Origin of the sequence: Stenotrophomonas acidaminiphila (genome assembly GCF_001431595.1) — a bacterium.
GTDB lineage: Bacteria > Pseudomonadota > Gammaproteobacteria > Xanthomonadales > Xanthomonadaceae > Stenotrophomonas > Stenotrophomonas acidaminiphila.
Genome location: NZ_LDJO01000020.1, coordinates 1 through 18694 on the forward strand (window position 1 = coordinate 1; position 18694 = coordinate 18694).

Genomic DNA, 18694 nt, shown 5'->3' on the forward strand with positions numbered 1-18694 from the left:
TTAGACCGGCAGGTCCAGCGCCTTGCGCACCAGCGTCGGGTTGGTGGGGCAGTCGACCGGGCGCAGGCGCTTGATGGCGTCGTAGTCGCCGGTATCGGCGACCACGACGGACAGTTCACGCAGCTGGGCGAGCTTGGATCGGGTCATTGCAGGTTCCAGGTCAGGGCGTGGCGCCGTCTTCGGCGACGCGGGCGAGGACCGAGGCGGTGTCCTGGTCGAATACCGGCGCGGCGAAGGGTTGCGGGCCCGGCGTGCGGCCGAAAACGATGGGACGGGTAATGCCGCGGTAGCTGCCCAGCACCGGGTGCGGCAGCGATGCGATCATCTCGCCGGCCTGCACCTGCGGGTGCTCGAACATGTCCTCGACCTTGCGCGCGGCCGCGCACGGCACGTCCTCGCCGAACAGCGCTTCCCATTCCAGCGCGCTGCGCGCGGCCAACGCCGCGTGCAACCGCGCCAGCAGTTCGTCCGAGTGCGCTGCACGCTTGCGCACGGTGTCGTAGCGCGGGTCGGCGGCCAGTTCCGGCAGTCCGGTCTTCTCGCACAGCGCCTGCCAGAAATGCGGCGTGTTGGCCGAGATGTAGAGCCAGCCATCGGCGGTGGGATGGATGCCGGTGACACCCCCCGAGCGCATGTCGCGGCCGACTGCTTCCGGCTCGCCCTCGGCCCAGATCATCCGCGCCGACTGCATGGCCAACGCACTGCGCAGCAGCGACACGCCCACGTACTGCCCCTCGCCGCTGCGCTCGCGCTCGTACAGCGCCGAGGACACGCCCGCGGCCACCAGCGCGGCGGCGTAGTAGTCCACCACCGAGCCGTACAGGATTTCCGGTGCGCCGCCGGGCTTGCCCTGCATCGCGCACATGCCGGTCATGGTCTGCAGCACCTGGTCGTAGCCGGCCTTGTCGCGCAGCGGGCCGGTCTCGCCGTAGCCGGTGACCGCGCAGTACACCAGCCGCGGGTTGAGCCGCTGCAGGCTGTCGAAGTCGATGCCCAGCCGCGCCGGTACGCCGGGACGGAAGTTGTGCACCAGCACGTCGGCCTCGCGCACCAGCCGCATCAGTACCGCGCGCTGGTCGGGCTGCTTCAGGTCGAGCACAACGCCGCGCTTGGACCGGTTGACGCCGAGGAAGGCGCGGCTTTCCGCTTCCAGCGTGGACGGATACTTGCGCAGGTTGTCGCCGGCCGGCGGTTCCACCTTGATCACTTCCGCGCCCTGGTCGGCCAGCAGCGTGCAGCCGTAGGGGCCGGCGATGTAGGCGCTGAGATCGAGCACGCGCACGCCGCTCAGCGGGCCGCTGGCGCCGTCGCGGCGGGCGATGTCGAAGGGTGACGGGCTTGGGCTTGCGGGCATGGGGTGCACTCGATTCCTTGATTGCAGTTTCCTCCGCAGGGCCGGGAAGAAACATATCGTGCGGGTATTTTCAGCGAGGACTTAAAGCGGCGAATGGCCGTGGCGCGGCGCCGTCAGGGTGTCGGCGCCAGCGACAGCCAGGTCAGCCGCCAGGCACCGTGCACGCGTCCACCGCAGCGGTAGTAAGGCTCGAACCGAAGCGGTGCGCGGCATTCCAGTTGCATCGTCAGCGGCGCGCCCTCGCCCGTGTCCTCGCCGACCCGCAACCACTGCGCCGGATCACCGGCAGGCAGCTTCACCGTCTCGTCGGTCTTGTAGCCGTCGATCAGCGTGGTGGCGTAGACCAGCGGGCCGTAGGTCAGGCCGGCGTACTCCCAGCGCAGCACTTCCTGCGCCACCGGCGAGCCATCCGGCGCACGCGACTCCTGTACGTTGACGTTGGCCGCACGCTGCAGCTGCGGCTGCATCGGCAGCACCACGGCGATGCTGTCACCGGCCTGCCATTGCCGCTGCAGCTGCACGAAGCCATCGGCGCCTGCCTGCACCGGCACCTCGATGCCGTTGACCCGGATGCGTGCATCCCCGGCCCAGGACGGGATGCGCAGGCCGATGCCGAAGGTGGCGCGGTTTTCCGGCGTCACCTGCAGCGTGATCCGGCCGTCGAACGGATAGCGCGTCTGCTGCTGCAGCGTCACCGCGCCGGCCTCGGCGTGGTGCAGGGTCGCCTGCCCGGCGCCATACAGGTTGACCCGCAGGCTGCCGTCGGCGGTGGTGCCGTAGGCGACCTGCGGCAGTTCCTCCACCGCCATCGCGCCGGAGGACTTGCAGCACCGCCAGTAGGTGGTGTGCACCCGCTTGCCGTTGGGAAACGTGTAGTAGCACCAGTCCTCGCCATCGGGCGCCATCGCCGCCAGCAGGTCGTTGTAGGCGGTGCGTTCGAGCTCGTCGGCATGGCGCGCATGGCCGGTGATCGCGAGCAGCTCGCGGTTCAGCTGCATCCATGCCAGTACCGAGCAGGTCTCCACGTAGGCCTGCGGGAAGAACGTGCGCGGCGCGTTGAACACTTCGCGCGAACGGTGCGCCACCCCGCCCCACGGGCCGCCGCCCAGGGTGAGGTGGTGGGTGCGGATGTTGTTCCACAGCGCATCGACGGCGACGCGGTACTCATCCTTGCCGGTGGCCTTGTACAGCTTGGCCAGCCCGACCAGGTTCCAGCACAGCTGGTAGGCCTTGCCGGTGGCGATGAAGGCCGCGTCCTCGCCGGCCAGTGCCTTGTCGAGCAGGGCCAGGCGCGGGTTGGCATTGGCCTGCTGCAGGATCTTCTCGGCCAGCGCCAGATAGCGGGGCTCGCCGGTGACCAGGTACAGGTCGGCGGCCGGGTCCAGCAGCACCGTGGCGGACATGCCATGGTGGTTGCCGAGCGTGGTGATGTCGATGCCCGACTCCAGCGCCTGCCAGCACAGGTCGGCAATGCGGCACGCGGCCTGCAGGTAGCGCACCTCGCCCAGCGCGCGCCAGGTTTCCAGGAAACCCAGGACCAGGTAGCTGTGGGTCCAGATGTCCCAGGTGCGCAGCGCCGGTTCGCCGTTCCAGCTTTCCGGCCTGGGCGGCTGCGGCACGGTGAAGCGGCGGTCGGCGGCGTAGTTGCCCAGATAGCCGTCGTCGTCCTGCTGGCTGACCAGCCAGTCGGCCACGCGGCGCAGGTTGGCCTCAAGCTGCGGCTGCCCACCCTGCGCCACCGCCCGCGCGGTGGCGGAGAGCCATTTGCCGGCATGCTCGCCGTACCAGTCGCCTTCCTGGTTCCGGCACTTGTGCGCCTGGCCGAAGATGCTGATTGACGGGCTGTCCTCATCGACGATGAAGTGGCTCAGCCGGCCGCCACGGTTGGCGGCCAGCATCTGCCCGAACAGGCCGTCGAGCCGTACCGCCGCCGGGCCCACCCACTGCTGGCCGCAGGCAATGGCCGCGCTCATGCCGCGTCCACCACGCAGCGGAAGCCGAGCATGCCGCTGCGGTCCTTGGCCGGCGCCATCAACAGGTACTTGCCGTGCTGGTCAAGCCGGTATGCCTGCGGGAAATACCAGTGCGAGGTCTGCGGCTGGTAGCTGGAACCGCCGCGCAGGATCGCCGCGCGGGTATGGTCGTCGACGAACTCGTCGGTCCACTGCCACACGTTGCCGACCAGGTCCTCCACCCCGAACGGGCTGGCGCCGTCCGGGTGCGCGTCGACGTCGTCCGGCGGCAGGATGCGGCGGCCGCGGTTCACACGCGGCACCCGGGCCGGGTCCCAGTCGTTGCCCCACGGATACAGCCGGCCATCGCTGCCCTGTGCGGCGTACTGCCATTCCCATTCGTGCGGCAGGCGCTTGCCGGCCCAGGCGGCATAGGCGCGCGCGTCTTCCAGCGATACCCAGGTCACCGGCTTGTTGTCCCAGCCGGCACGCGGCGCACCGTCCACCCAGTGGGCGAGGAAGTTGATGTCGTCGGCCGGGTGGTAGCCGGTGGCGTCGATGAACGCCTTGAACTGCGCGTTGGTGACCGGATGGCGGTCGATGTGGAACGCCGCCATCTGCATGCGCCGGCGGTGGTGGCGGCGCGGGCAGTCTTCCCAGGGGAACTGCACGTCCTGCCCGGCCCAGTTGAAGCCCTCGATCTCGACGCCGCCGACGGCGAACACGAATTCGCCGGCGGGAATGCCGACCATGCCGTCCGGCGCGACCGCCTGCGCCGCGGTCGGCGGGATCTCGCGCAGCTGCTGCGGGGCCGCCTTCCAGGCGCCGGAGTAGCTGTTGAGCGGCTGCCGGGCACGCGTGGCGGCCGCGGCCATGAAGGCGTCGAAACCATCCACCACCACGCCCGGTTGCACGCTGAGTACCGCGCCGAAGCCGCGCGCCTCCATCGGCAGCTCGATCACCGCCACGCCGTCACGCACCACCGGCGACAGCTCCACGCCATGCCACACGTCGTAGTAGCGGGTGCCCTCCACGTGCGCCAGGCCGATCTGCTCGCCGTCGACCGGGTACTCGTTGCGGTTGACCAGGGTGTGCAGGGTCAGGCCCCCGACCGGGAACCTGCTGGCGAAGATGCCGCCCTGGAAGCAGACCTGGTATGGCTCCCAGTCCAGCGAAACCACCAGCTGCGGGAACTGGCGGTAGATCGCCGCGATGCGCCGCAGGGTCTCGCCGTCGCGCGGGGTGAACGCATTCCAGATGCCCCAGATGTTCTCCCACGCGTTGTAGCCGATGCCGTTGAAGAAGCAGTACTGCAGGTCGTGGTTGCGGTTGCGGCCCCAGCGGTTCTCGTAGTTGACCATGTGCCGGGGTTCCAGCCACTTCCACTTGGACACCGGCGGCACCGGGCCGTCCGGCGCCTTCTTGCCCCAGCTCTGCACGTTCCAGATCAGCTGCTCCTCGGAGCTGATGGTCGACTCCGGCTGCACCACCACCGGGTTGCCGTTGGCGTCGCACGCATCGAAGAACGCGCGCGGCACGCCGTTGAAGGTATCGCCGTTGATGCCGTCGGCGCCGGTGGCCTTGATGATCGCGGCCATGCCGTCCCAGTGCGTCACGCCCGGGTCGCGGGTGCCGTGGTCCCAGGGCTTGGCCGGCAGGAATACGCGCACGCCGCGCTTCTGGAATGCCTGCACCGCGGCCTTCAGGCCCTCGATGCCGCCGGGCAGCGTGTGCGCCAGGTCGAACTGGTTGCGGTCGTCGATGCCGATGTTCGGATAGATGTACCAGATCAGCACCGAGTCCAGCCCGCCGAAGCGCGCGACCAGGTCGTCCAGGTAGCGGTCCACGGTGTACTGCGCGGTATCCACGTCGAAGAAGTAGCGGTCCTCGACCATCATCTGCGCATGCACGAAGTTGCGCTGCGCCCATTGCAGTTCCGGGCGCCGGTAGTTGGCGTCGGTGTAGCCGATCCGCACCAGGTGCTCGCGGCGCCAGTCCTTCAGTTCGGTCAGCCAGTCGGCGGCGCTGGCGTTGGCGTCGATCATCCAGCTGCCGATGTCGGCGAACGGCCAAGCCGGCGCCTTGCCCGGGGTGGGCAGATAGCGGCCGGTGGTGACGTGGGAGAACTTGTATTCGGTGGTGATCGCCTCACGCCCGTGGTCGGCGGCTTCGTTGTCGTAATCGGGCGTGGTGTACGGCGTGGTCATGGCATTCATCCAACGGAAAGCGGAAAGGGTCAGAGCGCGCAGGCGATCGCCAGCGCGGCATGGGCGGCGGCACCGGGGACGCGTGCGGTATCGGCCAGCAGTGCGGCGACCTCGGCATGGTCGGGGATGCTGGACTGCGCACCCAGCCGGGTGCAGGCCAGCGCGGACGCGGCGCTGGCGCGGAGCAGCGCCTGTTGCAGCGTCTGGCCGCGCGCCAGCGATGCCACCAGCGTGCCGCAGAAGGTATCGCCGGCAGCGGTGGTGTCCACCGGCTCGATGGAAAATGCCGGCTGCAGCAGGATGTGGCCCTCGCTGCGCGCCAGGCAGCCGCGCGCGCCGAGGGTGACGATCACGCACGGCACCTGCAGTCGCGCCAGGCCGGTGGCCAGGTCCGGCGGGTGGCCGGCGACCACGTCCAGTTCGCCCTCGTTGACGATCAGCATGTCCAGCGCGGCCAGCAGCTCGGCCGGCAGCACCTGAGCCGGTGCGGCGTTGAGCGCCACCTTGACCCCGGCCGCACGTGCGGCCCGCGCATGCGCGAGCACGGTGTCCAGCGGCGTCTCCAGCTGCAGCAGCAGCCACTGCACGCCGTCCAGCGGCGGCAGGTGCATCGGCTGCAGGGCCATGTTGGCGCCGGGCGCGACGGTGATGGCGTTCTCGGCATCGTCGGACAGGCAGATGAAGGCGGTGCCGGTCGGCAGCTGCGCATCGCGCACCACATGCAGCCGCACTCCGGCGTCGCCCAGCGAGGCCTCGATCGGCCTGGCGAAGTCGTCCTCGCCCAGGGCCAGCAGCATGCGCGTATCGGCACCGCCGGCACGCGCACAGGCCACCGCCTGGTTGGCGCCCTTGCCACCGGGGAAGGTACGGAACTGGCGACCGAGCACGGTCTCTCCCGGCGCCGGCACATGCGCGGCGCGCACCACGAAATCGAGATTGGCCGAGCCGGCGACGAGGACGGTGGAGCTCATGGGATGGCCTGGTAGACGAGGTTGTAGAAGCGGGTCGAAGGCGAGGCCAGCGGCCGTGGGCCGGCGGGCAGGTACTGCAGCATCAGGATCGCCACCAGTCGCTCCCGGCGGTCGATGGTGAAGTAGGTCGAGGCGGCGCCGGACCAGCCGAACTGCCCGGCACTGCCCAGCTTGCCGCGCGCGGCCGGGTCGACGACGACGTAACCGCCGAGGCCGAAGCCTTCGCCGGGCGCCGGGCCCGGCACGGCGGGTACGAAGCCACCGAGCTGGTCGGCCATCATCAGGTCCACGGTCTTGCGCGCCAGCAGCCGGCGCCCGCCCGCACGGCCATCGTCACGGAGCATGCGCGCGAATGCCAGGTAGTCGGCGGCAGTGGAGTACAGGCCGCCGGCACCGCTGTCGTAGCCCCTCAGGCGCACGCCGGGGCTGAGCGCGCTGGGCGTGCCGGCCACGCGCAGGCGGCCATCGTCGGTGCCGGTCGGCAGCTCCACCACGCGCCCGCGCTGTGCGGCGGGCACGACGAAACCGGTATCGCGCATCGCCAGCGGATCGAAGATGCGTTGCTGCAGGAACTGCGCGAACGGCTGCCCGCTCACGACTTCCACCACCCGCGCCAGCAGTTCGGTGTTGCTGCCTTCGTAATGGAAATGGGTACCGGGCGCATCGGCCAGCGGCAGCGTCGCCAGGCGTGCGGCTACGTCCTCCAGCGACGTGGCCGCATCGATGCCGGCGGCATCCAGCAGCCCGGTCGCGACCGGGTGCGCGGCCGAGTCCGCCGCCAGCCCGCTGGTATGGGTGAGCAGGTGGCGCAGGGTGATCGCCCGCGGCGACGGCGCCAGTTGCGGATGCCGCGCGTCGCCGCCGACCACGACCTGGCGGTCGGCGAATGCCGGCAGGTAGCGCGACAGCGGATCGTCCAGCGCCAGCCGCCCCTCCTCCATCAGCATCAGCACCGCGACCGAGGTCACCGGCTTGGTCATCGAGTAGATGCGGAAAATGGCGTCTTCGCGCAACGGCCGGGTGCCCGCGCTGTCGGCATGGCCCCAGCGGCCATGGAAAACGATGCGGCCGCGGTGCTCGACCAGCGCCACCGCGCCGGGGAAGCGGCCGCTGCCGGTACTGTCCTGGAGGAAGCCGTCCAGCCGCTGCCAGCGGTCATCGTCGCGCGCGCCGGCCGGGGCGATGCAGGCGGCCGCGAGCATCCAGCAAAGCAGCCAGCGCGCTGGCGATCGCCATGCCGGGGATGCTGCGGTGCCGGTTGTGGGTGCCGTGGAGTGCATGCTGCGGTTCCGTATGGCCCGGCCGTGCAGGCGCGGGAGCGAGCGGGGCGTGCGTTGGCGCCGGGGTGCGCTTTGCCGGGACCAGCCTAGACGCAGGGCGCGCCGGTGCAAAGGGAACTCCGCTTGCTTCAGGCCACACCGATCCCGGGGTGATGGCGGCAGCGCCGGGCCCTGCAAACGAAAGCGGCGCCCCGGAGAACCGGGACGCCGCTGGGGGTGAAACGATCAGAACTTGATGCTGTGGCTCAGCGAGACCATGCGGCCACGGCCGGACCAGTAGTTCTGCCAACCGGGCAACTGCGACCAGCTCAGAATGTACTGCTTGTCGAACAGGTTCTCGATGCCCAGCGACAGCTTGCCGTAGCGGCCGGTGTCGTAGTTCACCACCAGGTCGAACAGCACGTAGCCTTCGGTCTTCTCCGCGTTGGCATACACCGCGCCATCGCTCGGGCGGGTATGGGTGGCGCGCAGATCGCGGTCGAGCAGCTTGGTCGCGCCGAGGGTGACGTTGGCCTCGGGCACGAAGTTCCAGGCCACCGAGGCGCCGATCTTGTCCGGGTTGATGTCCAGCACGCCCATCTTCTTGATCAGGCCCGAGCCCGGGTAGTACTCGGTGGTGCCGCGGATGCGCGAATACAGCGCGGTCACCTTCCAGGCATCGCTGAAGCGCCACTCGCCGTTGGCCTCGAAGCCCTTGATGCGGGTCGGTGCGCGGCTGAGGATGAAGTCATTGCTGCGCGGATCGATGGCCAGCGAGGTGCCGAACTCGGAGCGGCTGTCGTAGTAGGACATGCCCAGCGCGCCACGGTCGCCGCGCCAGTTGAAGCCGTACTCGCGGTTGTCGACGATGATCGCCTGCAGGTCGGAGATGCGGTCCACCGACTGCCCCGGCACGTTGATGTTGCGCAGCGGGATGCCGATGTTGGGCAGGCCGAAGCCCTCGCCGTAGGACGCGAACACCGACAGCTCGTCGGTCACGCGCCAGATCGCACCGAGGTTCTTCATGTTCTCGGCGTACTTGAGCCCCCCACCCTGCACGAACACGCCGTTGCGGTAGGCGGTGGTGGTGTAGCTGTCGACCTTGAGCTCGCCGTCTTCGCGGCGCAGGCCGCCGCTGACGGTCACCGGGCCGATGTCCCAGGTCAGCTGCGCGTACGGCGCGGTGCTGGTGTACTTCATCGGCGGCACCCACAGGCGGTTGGTCAGCGCCAGCCGCTGCGCGGCCTCGTCCTTGACCAGGTCCACGCCGGCACGCAGCTGCAGCCCTTCCAGGCCGAATATGTCGCCGCGGGTCCACGAGCTGCGCAGGCCCTGCTTCTTCGAGGTGATCTCGGACTGGTCGTAGATGCGCTGGGCTTCGTCGAAGCCGGCGCCGACCTTGACCAGCTGCTTGTCGTCACCGTTCTCCGGCAGGTAGCGCATGGCCTGGTCGGCCCAGTAGTAGTCGGCCACCAGGGTGCCGCCGAACAGGTCGCCGTTGCTGTAGTTCAGCGCGAACTGCTTGAAATCGTTGAATTCGGCCAGCGAGCCGGCGATGGCGCCACGCTCGGAGGTATTGGTGGTCGGCACCGGGCACGACACCGGGTCGTAGCGGCAGCCTTCGACCTGGTGGTAGTTGGCCTTGCCGTCGATCTTGAAGCGGCTGTAGCTGGCCTGCAGGCGCTGCGCGCCGGATTCGCCGAAGTTGTAGCCGGCCTTCAGGAACAGGTTGCGGGCCTCGGAGTCGGAGGTCGAGCCGCTGGTGTTCATGCCGATGCGGCGGCCATTGCCGTCGTAGGAGATGCCGCGGTCGATGTACGAGGCGCTCAGCAGCGCATCCACGTCATCGCCCTTGTAGGCATGGTTCACGCCCAGCTTCCAGCCGGCGCTGTCGTCGCCGAACTGGGTGGAGTAGCGCGAGATCACTTCCGTCTCGTGGCCTTCGACGGTCGGCACCTTGGAGATGTAGTTGATGATGCCGCCGGCCGCGCCGATGCCTTCGGAAGCGGACGGGCCGTTGATCACCTCGATGCGCCCCACCACGCCCATGTCGGTGAAGGTGCCGTTGCGGTTGCCTTCGCGCAGCGGCGAGCCCTGCGGGATGCCGTCGAACAGGCGCAGCGCGATGCGGCCGCGCAGGGTTTCGCCGGTGTTGCTCATGGCCTGCGAGGACTCGGCGTAGCCGGGAACGGTGCGGGCCAGCACCGCGGTCGCGTCTTCGGTCAGGCTCAGCGTGCGCTGCACTTCTTCCTTGGACACCAGGGTGATGGCGCCGGGAATCTTGTCGATGGCGGTGGCGGTGCGGGTACCGGTGACGATCACCTGGTCCAGGTCGACGGCCTTGTCCTGGTTCTTGTCCTGGGCGTCCTGCGCCCAGGCGGCACCGTTCATGCCGGCGAGCAGGGCCATGCCGATGGCGGCCGTAAGTGGCTTGATCATTGATTCTCTCCCCCCGAAGTGGATTGCGGCACCGACGACCGGGGAGTCGAACGTGCCGGATATCGCGTCCGGGCTCGCGCCCGTCGGGCCGGGGTGGAGGACGATCCTCTACGGGATCTGGTCACGCACCGGCCGGTCTTGGCCGAAGACTAGGTGCGACTTCATGACGATAGAAGCGCGCAATCGTATGTTCACTGCCTAGGATTTGTTGCGGATCATGCCGGTAGCGGGCGTGCGGCAAAGGCGCACGGGCTGCGCCGGCAGGCGCGGCTAGGCCCTGCCGGGCAACAGTTCGGCGCGGCCTTCTTCCAGCAGCGCGTTGACCTGGCGGATGCGTACCGACGAACGCGACCAGACCATGCCGATGCGCCGCGGCTCGCACGGTTCGGGCAGCGGCAGCCGCGCCACCGCCAGCCCTTCGGGCCATGGCCGCGCCCAGTCGGGTACCAGCGACACACCCAGGCCACGGTCCACCATCACCGCGATGGCGTTGAGCGCGTTGAGCTCGAAGCGTTCGCGCGGCACGATGCCCACGCGGCGCAGGTACTCGTCGGCCTGGCGCCCGCCCCATTCATGGCGGTCGTAGCGGATCAGCGGCTCATCGCGCAGCAGGTCGTGCGGGTCGCGCGCGGCCAGCCGCGCCGGTGCCAGCACCACCATCGGCTCTTCGCGCAGCAGCTGCCAGTCGCAGGTCTTGGGCAGCGAGAACGGCGCCTGCAGCACCATCGCCGCGTCCAGGTCGCCTGCTTCCACCGCGCCGTACAGGTCGGCCGAATAGCCGGGGCGGATGAATACGTTGATCTCGGGAAACTTGGCCACCATGCGCGCCAGGATGTCCGGCACCAGCCCGGCCAGCGCGGTCGGACAGGCCCCCAGCCGCAGTTCGCCGGCCATGCCACTCTCGTTGGCCACACTGCGCAGGTCGGACACGTCGCGCAGCAGGTCGCGTGCACGCTGCAGGATGCGCGCACCCTCGGCGGTGACGCTGACGGTGCGCCCGGCGCGCGCGATCAGCGGCGCGCCGAGCTCGCGTTCCAGCGTGCGGATCTGCTGCGCCACCGCCGCCGGAGTGATGTGCAGCATGCGCGCCGCCGCGGCCATCGAGCCGCGATCGACCACGGTGACGAACGTGTTGAGGAACTGGGTTTCCACGACTATGCCCTCTGGATCCGGGGCAACGCTACAGCAGGCCACGGCGCGCGGCATCCGACCAACGTCACGGTCGCGCGCCGGCCGTTCACGTGGCGTCCTGGCGGTAGATGGTCAGGCCCTTGAGCGAGCGCGCCGGCGCCGGGAAGCACAGGCTGGCGAGGTAGCCGATCACGATGCACAGCAGGATCGAGATGCCCAGGTAGAAGTACGGGTGCACCAGGTCCAGCGACCATGCCAGCAGGGTCAGCGCGATGCTGCCGGCGATGCCGATGGCCACGCCCGGCGAGTTGGCGCGGCGGGTGAACATGCCCAGCGTATAGGCACCGGCGAAGCCGCCGCCGAGCAGGCCGGCCAGTTCGATCGAGACGTCGAACAGCGAGTGGATGTCATAGCGCGAGAGCACCAGCGCCAGGCCCATGCCGGCCAGGCCGACGACCACGGTCATGATCTCGGCGAAGCGCACGCTGCCGCGTTCGGTCGGGTTCTTCGCCAGCTTGTCGTAGAAGTCCACCGACAGCAGCGTCGCCACGCTGTTGATGATGCTCGACAGCGTGGACATGGCCGCGGCGAAGATGCCGGCGATGATCAGGCCGGTGACGCCCGGCGGCAGCTCGGCGGCGATGAACAGCGGGAACGTCGCGTCGATCGGCAGCAGCGGGTCCAGCCGGCCCGGGTTGTGCTTGTAGTACATCCACAGCGCGGTGCCGATGCTGTAGAAGATGAAGCCGCCGGGGATCATGATCGCGGCGAAGATCCAGATCGAACGCCCGGCCTCCTTGTCCGACTTGGTCGCCAGCGTGCGCTGCATCAGCACCTGGTCCTTGGGGAAGGTCAACACCACGTCGAACACCACCAGGAAGATGAAGCCCCACACCGTGGCCTTGGTCAGGTCGAAGCTGAAGTCCAGCAGCTTGGTCTTGTGCTCGGCCATCGCCGCTTCGCGGATGCCGTCGAAATCGGCGCCCAGGGTCCACACGATGAAGCCGATGGCGAAGATCGCGCCGCCCATCTTCACGAACACCTGCACGAAATCGGTCCACACCACCGCGCGCATGCCGCCCATCACCGTATAGATGATGGTGAACACGCCCATGATCAGGATGCTCCAGACCACGTCGATGCCGGTGATGGTGGCGATCGCCAGCGCCGGCAGGAACAGGATCACGCTCAGCCGGCTGCCGACCTGCATGGCGATGGCCAGGGCGCTGGCGAGCATGCGGATGGCCGGGTGGAAGCGGGTCTCCAGGTAGGAGAACACGCTCATCAGGTCCAGCCGCCGCAGCAGCGGCACGATCCACACCGCCACGAACATCAGCCCCAGCACCGCCACCAGGTTGTTGGTCAGGTACTGCCAGTTGGTCTCGTAGGCCTTGGCGGGAATGGCGATGAAGCTGATCGAACTGGTGTTGGTGGCGTACAGGCTGATGCCCGCGGCCCAGAACGGGATGCTGCGGCCGCCGACGAAGAATTCCGATTCCGACGCGGTCTGGTCCTTCAGGTAGAAGTACACGCCGATGCCGATCATGCCTGCCAGGTAGATGACGATCACGCTCCAGTCCAGCCACCCGAGCAGGTGCTTGCCGCCCTGCACCTCGGCGTAGTGCATGCCACCGTCGGCGCCGGCCCAGGCCAGGCCGTTGCCGCGCGCGGCGATCGCCAGCGGCGCCGCGTCGGCCGGCATGGCCGGTGCGTCGAGCGTGGCCCAGGCACTGGTGATGGTATGGAAGGTGCGCAGGCCGATGCCGTCGGCATCGCGCACCAGCATCAGCAGGTGCGCCTGGCCGAGCGTGCGCAGCGAGCCGGGCAGGATGTGACCCGCCGGCGCCGGCGCTTCCTGCCAGCCGTTGTCAGCGGTCCAGCGCCACAGCACGTCGCCGGTGGCATCACCAACGGCCGCGTACAGGCCGCCCTTCTGGCCCTGCAGCGCCACCAGGCGCCCGGCGGCAGGCCACGCCGGCTGCGCCTGCCAGCCGCCCCCCTCCACCGCCAGCGCGTGCCGATACAGGTGCATCGAGCCATCGGCACCGGTGCCGGCCACGTACAGCACGTCCCCGAGCGCGGCAACCTGCGCCTGGCGCAGCGTCGCCGGCAGCGCCAGGGTGCGCCCCAGCGACAGCGTATTGCCCTGCAGGCGTGCGCTCTGCAGGCGGTCGCTGCTGTCGCTGTCGCCGCCGCGCAGCAACCAGGTCTGGCCACCGGCGTTGACCGCCATGCGGATGTCGGCACCGGCCCCGGCCGGCGCCAGCGGCTGCCAGGCCTTGCCGTCACCGGCCAGTGCCCAGGCTCCATCGGCGGACAGCGCCAGGTCGCGCCCATCGACCACCAGCAGCCGTGGCTGGGCGGCCTCCGCCGGCAATGGCGCCAGCGTGCCGGACGCGACGCTGGTCAGGTTGTCCGCCGCCGCGGTACCGCCCAGCACCAGCAGCGCCGCTGCCGTAAACAGGCGCAACCCGCGCAGCAGGCGTCGGGAAAGGGAGGAGGCGTGCGCTACTGCGGGTATCGGCATCGATGTGGCTCGGCAGGGCATGGGAATCAGGACGCGGCGGGCGCGCGGCGGGTGGCGCCGGCCAGCAGTGCTTCGGCGCGACGCAGGAAAGGCAGGTCGATCATGCGTCCCTCGAACAGGAACGCACCGCGTCCCTGGGCAGCGGCATCCGCGGCGGCAGCGACGATACGGCAAGCCTCGTCGAGCGCCGCATCGGACGCGCCGAATACCTCGTTGGCCAGTCCGACCTGGCGCGGGTGGATGCAGCTCTTGCCGATGAAGCCCAGCTCGTGGGCCAGCCTGGCCTCGGCGCGGAAGCCATCGTCGTCGCCGACATCGGGGAAGGCGCCATCGCAGGCGAACACGCCCGCTTCGGCAGCGGCCATGCGCAGCGCGAACAGGGTGGCGTGGACATTGGTAGCAGTACGGGCGATGCCGTGCGGCGCGAACAGATCGCCCAACCCGAGCTGCAGCCCGGCCACGCGCGGATGCGCGGCGGCCAGCGCGGGGGCCATGCGCAGGCCGCATGGCGTTTCGATATTGAGCAGCAGGCCGATGGGGCGGGTGACGCCGTTGGCGGCCTCCGCGCGCTCCAGCGACGCGACCGCCGCGTGCACCTGCGCCACCGATTCGACCTTGGGGAGGTTGAGCAGCCACACCGACGGCAGCGCCACCGCCGCCAGGTCGGCAACGAAATGGGCCGTGTCGGTACCGTTGCTGCGCACGATCAGCAGGCGGCCGCTGTCCGCGACCTCTGGCCGGGAGAGGAAGCTGGCGACCTGCGCACGCGCGGCGGCCTTGCCCGCCTCCGGGACCGAGTCCTCCAGGTCGAATGACAGGACATCGGCCGCGCCGGCCATCGCCTTGTCGAACAGTTCCGGGCGTGCCCCCGGCACGAACAGCTTGCTACGCATGGTTCCCCCTCATCCTGCGGGGCAGTCTGCGCGATTCGGAACGCTGAAAAATGTGTATCCCCGGACATTCACGCGATAGCGTTTGTTTGCATTGCCACCCTGCCCGGTTGCCCCGGAGCGGCACCAGGCAGGGGATCGCGCTGGGAAATCGCTGCGCGGAACCCTGCCCCACCCAACGCCCCCCAGCCACGCCAGGAACCATGGCCGCTCCGCCCTGTCGCGGACGCGGCCGGTATCGGCAAACCGGGCTGGCGCCCACCCGCGCCCCGGGGCACACCCGCGGGAGCCCGGGACCTGCACCGACGCGGTGCTGCCGGCACCCCCGGTCAATGAGGCGCAGAGAAAACGTGCGGACGCGCCCGCCCGGCCTCAGCGGCGGGCAGAAGCCGGGCGGCCACCAGCATCGTCGACGGCGGGTACCGCCAACCCCGAAGGGCTCGACGAGCAGGAAACGGCATCGGCAAGCACGCCGCATGCCGCGTGGGCCGTGGGCAGCGCACGCCCCGGTCGCCCCCGGGATCCGGCCGGGCGGCACGCGCCTCCCAGGGCGCCCGCCCATCGCCAACTCGGGTTCCACGGCCCCGGCGACCCGGTGACTACCCCGGACACGGCCAAGCAACAGCCAAAGAAAAACCCCAGGTTTCCCAGGGGTTTTGGCGACTTCCCGGGAAATCCCGGTATCTCAATATGGTGGTGCTGTGGCGACGCCACGCGGCCTATCACGGCTGCAATGAGTTCCGATGAGCACCGTTCAGCGATGATTCTACGCTGATCACCGTCCTTTGGCACTCCTGTGTCACATCCGGCAGTCTTTTTGCGGACGCCGGTTCAATCCCTAAACACGGAATCGAACTCGACACCTGAGGTGTAGCTACGCTCGTGTTGTTGTAGTCCAAGTTGTGGCGCATAATGTCATCAGTTTGATGATGTGAACCGCCTGGCAATGGACAAACATAAAACCAATCGCAGTCTTTCGGTCGTCCGCCTTGGATGAGGAGCCTTCGGTGACTCAACCCCAGCGCGTCGAGAGGCTAAGCCACGCCCAGCGCGAGCGGCTGGCCTACATCGACTTCCGGCTCTACTTCTTTGGTGAGGTCGGTCGCCCAGACCTGATTGAGCGCTTCGGCGTGGCTCCAGCAGGGGCGACACGCGACTTGGCGCTGTACCGGGAAATCGCGCCGCAGAACATCACCTTTGACGGTAGCTACAAGATCTATCGGATCGGGCAGGCGTTCTCCCCGCTGTTCGAACACGCATCCCAGCGTGTGCTGTCGGCGCTGGCTCTGGGCTTCGGCGATGGCGTGAACGGTGCAACGCAGCCGCTGCTGCCGTGCGAGTCGCCCACCGCTCTGAGCAACCCCAGGATGGATGTGTTGGCCCCGGTTTGCCGGGCGATCCACGCCAAGCGACCCGTCGCCATCCGCTACCACTCGATGAGCAGCGGCGAGTCCGAGCGAGTCATCGTGCCCTTCGCGCTGGTGGATACCGGCCTGCGCTGGCACGTCCGGGCCTTTGATCGCAAGAGCGGAGAGTTTCGGGATTTCGTCGTCACCCGCATCGAAGCGCCAACGCTGCTCGACGAGGAGCCACAGGCCAACGAACGGCCGGACAACGACATCCAGTGGACGCGCATCGTCGAGCTGGACTTCGTGCCGCACCCACGCCTTGAACGCCCCGAGATCATCAAGATGGACTACGGGATGACTGACGGCTCGATTCGGATGCGCGTTCGCGCCGCTGTGGCGGGCTACATGCTGCTGCGCTGGAGCGTGGACTGCTCGCCCGACCACCGTCTCAAGGAAGAACAGTACCGCCTATGGCTCAGCGATCCGCTGGCGCTGTACGGCGTTGAGAACGCCAAGCTTGCGCCGGGGTATCAAGCACCGGCAGCAAAGACATCACGTAAAGGGTAAGAACACGATGGCACAGAACGACACCGCCAAAAACGGCAACGGAGGCAACCTCGGCTTCGAGGCTGATCTTTTCAAGGCCGCCGACAAGCTGCGCGGCAACATGGAACCCAGCGACTACAAGCACGTCGCGCTCGGGCTGATCTTCCTAAAGTACATCTCCGACGCCTTCGAGGCCAAGCACAAGGCGCTGCTAGCCGAAGACGCGCAGGCCGCCGAGGACAAAGACGAGTACCTCGCGGACAACGTGTTTTGGGTGCCGAAGGAGGCCCGCTGGTCGCATTTGCAGGCCAACGCCAAGCTGCCCACCATCGGCACCTTGATTGATGACGCGATGCGCGCCATCGAGAAGGACAACGAGTCGCTCAAGGGCGTGCTACCCAAGGACTACGCCCGACCCGCGCTCAACAAGGTGATGCTGGGCGAGCTGATCGACCTGATTTCCGGCATTGCACTCAACGAGGAAGGCCATGCTTCCAGAGACATCCTCGGGCGTGTGTACGAGTACTTTCTGGGCCAGTTCGCCGGTGCCGAAGGCAAGCGCGGCGGCGAGTTCTACACCCCACGTTCCGTGGTTCGTGTGTTGGTTGAAATGCTGGAACCCTTTTCTGGACGGGTGTACGACCCGTGCTGCGGCTCGGGCGGGATGTTTGTGCAGTCGGAAAAGTTTGTGCAGGAGCACGGTGGCCGCATTGGCGACATTGCGATTTATGGGCAGGAATCGAACTACGTGACTTGGCGGTTGGCCAAGATGAACCTAGCTGTTCGTGGAATCGACTCCAAGATTTTCTGGAACAACGAAGGCAGTTTTCACAAAGACGAATTTGCCGCCCAACGTGGGAGCGACGGTGCTCCAATGAAAGCGGATTACATCCTCGCTAACCCGCCGTTCAACATATCCGACTGGGGTGGCGACCGCCTGCGCGAAGACGTGCGCTGGAAGTTCGGTGTACCACCCGTCAGCAACGCCAACTATGCGTGGCTTCAGCACATCTACCACCACCTCGCACCCAACGGGACGGCGGGCGTGGTGTTGGCCAACGGCTCGATGAGCTCCAACCAGTCCGGCGAAGGCGACATCCGTAAGGCCATGATCGAGGTGGACGCGGTGGATTGCATGGTGGCACTACCCGGGCAGCTCTTTTACTCCACCCAGATTCCTGCGTGTCTGTGGTTCCTGGCCCGCAACAAGAACCCAGGCAACGGCCTGCGTGACCGACGCGGGCAAGTGCTGTTCATTGACGCCCGCAAGCTGGGCGTGCTGGTTGACCGTACCCGGCGGGAGCTCACCGACAAGGAGGTTCAAAAGATCGCCGACACCTATCACGCTTGGCGCGGTGAGCCAAACGCGGGCGCGTACACCGATGTGGCGGGCTTCTGCAAATCCGCCTCACTTGAGGAGATCCGTGAGCACGGCCATGTTCTGACGCCGGGTCGCTACGTGGGCGCTGTGGAGCATGAGGATGATGGCGTTTCATTCGACGAAAGAATGCTCCAACTCTCCGCAGAGTGGCGGGAACAACGGGCAGAAGTTGCCGCACTGGATGCAGCGATTGAAGCCAACCTGAAGGAGTTTGGGTATGGCGAGTGAGTGGAAGTTGACTACGCTCGGTGAGTTCGTGCGACTACAGCGTGGCCACGACTTGACTGCTGAAGAGCGGATACCTGGAACTTTTCCGGTTATGGGATCAGCCGGTCAAAACGGCACTCATGGAAAGTTCATATCACGGGGCCCTGGTGTCGTCATAGGTCGTAGTGGTGCTTCAATGGGACGAGTGCACTACGTGAAATCTGATTACTGGCCGCACAACACGTGCCTTTACGTTACAGACTTCTTAGGAAACGACCCAAGATTCACCTTCTATTTTCTCGGCGCTCTTGATCTTGCGAGTTACAACTCTGGCAGTGCCCAGCCTTCTTTGAATGGACCGGCCAGAGTTCCGTAGACACTCAGTCGCCGCTCTGCGCGTAGCGCCTCTCAAACTCTACCGGTGACAGTCCGCCAGCGGAACCATGTCGGCGGATGGGGTTGTAGAACATCTCGATGTAGT

General features: G+C 67.9%; 12 protein-coding genes and 1 pseudogene. 3 read left to right on the forward strand and 10 right to left on the reverse strand.

What is annotated here, in order from left to right:
* The 10 genes and pseudogenes from ABB33_RS18485 to ABB33_RS06195 form a co-directional block, all read right to left on the reverse strand.
* Positions 1-147 (reverse strand): annotated as a pseudogene (locus ABB33_RS18485) (transaldolase); the annotation flags it as partial.
* Between the two features lie 13 nt (positions 148-160).
* Positions 161-1354: a CaiB/BaiF CoA transferase family protein gene (locus tag ABB33_RS06155; RefSeq protein ID WP_056931512.1), complete on the reverse strand. Its 1194-nt coding sequence runs from the start codon at positions 1352-1354 to the stop codon at positions 161-163.
* Positions 1355-1467: 113 nt separating this feature from the next.
* Complete coding sequence (locus ABB33_RS06160; RefSeq protein WP_056931513.1) at positions 1468-3327, reverse strand: glycoside hydrolase family 127 protein; 1860 nt, start codon at positions 3325-3327, stop codon at positions 1468-1470.
* Positions 3324-5513 (reverse strand): formylglycine-generating enzyme family protein, encoded by a 2190-nt coding sequence (locus ABB33_RS06165; RefSeq protein ID WP_056931520.1) that lies wholly within the window; start codon positions 5511-5513, stop codon positions 3324-3326. Before ABB33_RS06165 ends, ABB33_RS06160 begins: the two co-directional genes overlap by 4 nt.
* Before the next feature lie 29 nt (positions 5514-5542).
* Entirely contained in the window at positions 5543-6484 is a 942-nt protein-coding gene (locus ABB33_RS06170; RefSeq protein ID WP_056931514.1) for a ribokinase, read from the reverse strand.
* On the reverse strand, positions 6481-7686 hold the full coding sequence (locus tag ABB33_RS06175; RefSeq protein ID WP_056931515.1) for a serine hydrolase domain-containing protein: 1206 nt from the start codon (positions 7684-7686) through the stop codon (positions 6481-6483). The genes ABB33_RS06170 and ABB33_RS06175 overlap by 4 nt, the downstream gene beginning before the upstream one ends.
* A gap of 303 nt (positions 7687-7989) precedes the next feature.
* Positions 7990-10182, reverse strand: a complete 2193-nt coding sequence (locus ABB33_RS06180) for a TonB-dependent receptor (RefSeq protein WP_056931516.1) — start codon at positions 10180-10182, stop codon at positions 7990-7992.
* Between the two features lie 270 nt (positions 10183-10452).
* Entirely contained in the window at positions 10453-11334 is an 882-nt protein-coding gene (locus tag ABB33_RS06185) for a LysR family transcriptional regulator (RefSeq protein ID WP_152984982.1), read from the reverse strand.
* Between the two features lie 85 nt (positions 11335-11419).
* Positions 11420-13840 carry a sodium:solute symporter gene (locus tag ABB33_RS06190; RefSeq protein ID WP_056931517.1) on the reverse strand — a complete coding sequence of 807 codons (2421 nt, stop codon included), beginning with the start codon at positions 13838-13840 and terminating at the stop codon, positions 11420-11422.
* Positions 13841-13866: 26 nt separating this feature from the next.
* Positions 13867-14733 (reverse strand): HpcH/HpaI aldolase/citrate lyase family protein, encoded by an 867-nt coding sequence (locus tag ABB33_RS06195; protein ID WP_056931518.1) that lies wholly within the window; start codon positions 14731-14733, stop codon positions 13867-13869.
* Positions 14734-15737: 1004 nt separating this feature from the next.
* On the opposite strand from ABB33_RS06195, the gene ABB33_RS06200 reads away from it, so the two are divergent.
* Genes ABB33_RS06200 through ABB33_RS19280 form a run of 3 tightly spaced genes read left to right on the forward strand, consistent with a single transcriptional unit; the run spans position 15738 to position 18589 of the window.
* Complete coding sequence (locus ABB33_RS06200; protein WP_056931521.1) at positions 15738-16646, forward strand: helix-turn-helix transcriptional regulator; 909 nt, start codon at positions 15738-15740, stop codon at positions 16644-16646.
* Between the two features lie 7 nt (positions 16647-16653).
* Positions 16654-18234 (forward strand): class I SAM-dependent DNA methyltransferase, encoded by a 1581-nt coding sequence (locus ABB33_RS06205; protein ID WP_056931519.1) that lies wholly within the window; start codon positions 16654-16656, stop codon positions 18232-18234.
* Positions 18224-18589 (forward strand): restriction endonuclease subunit S, encoded by a 366-nt coding sequence (locus tag ABB33_RS19280; RefSeq protein WP_082595011.1) that lies wholly within the window; start codon positions 18224-18226, stop codon positions 18587-18589. Before ABB33_RS06205 ends, ABB33_RS19280 begins: the two co-directional genes overlap by 11 nt.
* Positions 18590-18694: the final 105 nt, after the last annotated feature.